Source organism: Lutibacter sp. (genome assembly GCF_040883305.1).
In the GTDB taxonomy this organism is placed as follows: domain Bacteria; phylum Bacteroidota; class Bacteroidia; order Flavobacteriales; family Flavobacteriaceae; genus Lutibacter.
In genome coordinates this window covers 1-2,596 of the sequence record NZ_JBFLKT010000219.1, presented here as the reverse complement: position 1 = coordinate 2,596, position 2,596 = coordinate 1, and the positions used below count along the sequence as shown (strand labels likewise).

General features: G+C 30.2%; 2 protein-coding genes. Both read right to left on the bottom strand.

The window, feature by feature from the left end:
* The coding region (locus AB1Z17_RS06965) for an AI-2E family transporter (RefSeq protein ID WP_368051076.1) at positions 1 to 1,080 on the bottom strand (1,080 nt) is incomplete at its 3' end.
* Between the two features lie 47 nt (positions 1,081 to 1,127).
* Entirely contained in the window at positions 1,128 to 2,162 is a 1,035-nt protein-coding gene (locus AB1Z17_RS06960; RefSeq protein ID WP_368051075.1) for a S1C family serine protease, read from the bottom strand.
* Between the last annotated feature and the right edge of the window lie 434 nt (positions 2,163 to 2,596).

The window sequence follows — 2,596 nt, the reverse complement described above, 5'->3', positions numbered from 1 at the left end:
TTTTTTAGGCTGCGTGTTAACGCCTAATAATAAGGACAAGGTTTTTAAACTTTCTGTACGATCGGCAATTAATTTTATAATGCTTATAAACGGAATAAATAAAATTAAACCTGCGGTTCCCCAAATAATTCCACCTAAAATAATTGCAATAATAATAACAAGCGGATTTAATTTTAAACGGTTTCCTACAACCAAAGGGAATATAATGTTTGCTTCCAGTATTTGAACAATCGTAAAAACGAAAATAATACCCAATGGATACCACATAGAATCATATGTTATCCAGGAAATTGCAATTGGTAAAAGCGAAGAAATAATAATTCCAATATAGGGGATAAATGTAAGAATTGAAGCAATAAAGCCATAAGCAATAGGATTTGGAATACCAAGAATAGCTAAGCCTATGCTATTTAAAATACCCACAATTAAATATACCAACAACATACCTTTTACAAAATTATAATAGGTATTAATTGTTTCAGTTAGAACTTCTCTAATATCATTTTTTTTATTTGAAGGGAAGAAATTGTATAACACATTTGTTAACATCTCCCGATAATAAAGTATAAAAACCGAAAAAACAGGGATTATAATTAGAAAAAAGAATGTCATAGAAACTGAATAGGCAGTATTTATAAGTGAATAAAATACTTGTGTACCTGAGTTGTTCATCACATTTTTTGGTAAATCAGACAAGAAATTCGTGTTAATGCCATATTGTTCTTCTAGAAAAGCACTTAATTGCACCAAGAATTCTAGAAATTTAGTTTTAAATGCTTCCCACTCTTTTAAAAATCCTATAACTTGTGAAAAAAGTAAATAGGTGATGCCCATAAATAGTATAAATAAAATAGAAACGGATAAGAAAATACTCACAGTTTTATGGATTCCTTTTTTTTCCATCCATTTGCAGATCGGATAAAGAACAAAGCTAATGAGTACTGAAAAACTCAGCGGAATAAATAGTGTTTTTCCAAAGTAGAGTACTATTGAAATTAGTACAGAAAATAGCAAAATTTCAAGAATAGAAAATTTCCTATTTGGAAGGTTAGGCGTCAGTTTTTTTATAATTTGTACCATGGAACACTTGAATTTTCAATGATGTTGCATACTGTGTAAGCTAATCATTATTTTAAAGTTGATTTAGGAATTGCTTTAGCAATTTCTATAACAGAACCGTTTCTTAAAATTTTAAAATGTAAAATATCTTCTGACTTCAAATTTTGGATAAGCTGCCAAGCTTTATGCAAATTTTCTTGATTTGTTAATACTATATTTTCAACAGAAAGTATAATATCTCCTCCTACCATAAGCTCAACACCTTCAAAATAAATTCTAGTAAATCCACCTTTTAAACCCAAAATATCACCCAAAGAAAAATTAGCTACCTTTTGTACTAAAACACCACCTTCTTGGGGAATATTTAAAATTCTAGCCAATGTCCCGGTAATTAAATGGGCTTCAATTCCTGTCCAAACCGATTGCTCATCTAATAATATTTTTTTTGCCACATTTGATGTTGTAGCAAAACCTAATCCCTGAAATCCTTTTGAATTGCTTAATATAAAACTAGAAATTCCAACTACTTCTCCTTTTAAATTAAACATAGGAGCTCCTGAACTTCCTTCATTTATGGCTGCATCTGTTTGAATAACTTCTGAAGTAATAAAGCCTCCTTTTATTTCATTTGAATATTTCCCACCAACATAGCCAACCGATAAAGAATTTCCCAAACCAAAAGGCGCTCCAATCACAAAAATTTGATCACCAACTTTAACATTATCTGAATTACTTAATTTAACCACTTTCAAAGGCGTTTTTTTTACTGTTAGTAATTTAATTAAAGCAACATCGGCTGGAGGATAAGAACTTATTACTTCAGCAAAAACCTCTTCGCCATCTGAAAATTTTACTATAATATTTTGGGCGGTTTGAACCACATGAGAAGCGGTCATTATTTCGCCTTCTTTTGAAACCACAAAGCCTGACCCTAACCCTTTTACATTCAACATTAATTTTTGATATCCCTGACTAACAACCTCAGATTCAGATGTTTTAATAAGCACTACAGCTTCTTTTGATTTTTCGTAAAGCGCACCAATATTTTGGCAATATCCAGCTAAGCATAAAAAAAAACTCACTATTAAAAAAGTACTTTTCATTTTAAAATTTTAAAAAAAATCTCTTATACAAAATGAATACTATTTTGTGCAAATTCAAATGACCATTATCAACGAACAACATTGGAATGTATGACATATATCATTTGAACACGTATTCTAAAACAAGTTTAGAATTCAGTATAGCTATGATACCAATATAAGTCGCTTATAGATTGAATAAAACCAAATATTTCGAGGATATGGTGCATAAAAATATAGTTTACATCACTTTGTTAAAAAATAAAGCGTCTTTCGCAGAGAAGAAGGAATTAAAGACCTATAGCCTAATACATTATCTTGGGCAAGGATATGAATCTTAACATCGCAAAAAGCGATGTAATGTCTCTCCAAATAAAAAATGAGCAACCAAAGCTTGGTTACTCATTTTTTATTTGAAAAACCGCGCAACTTTTACAAAGTTACAGTTTCCCTTT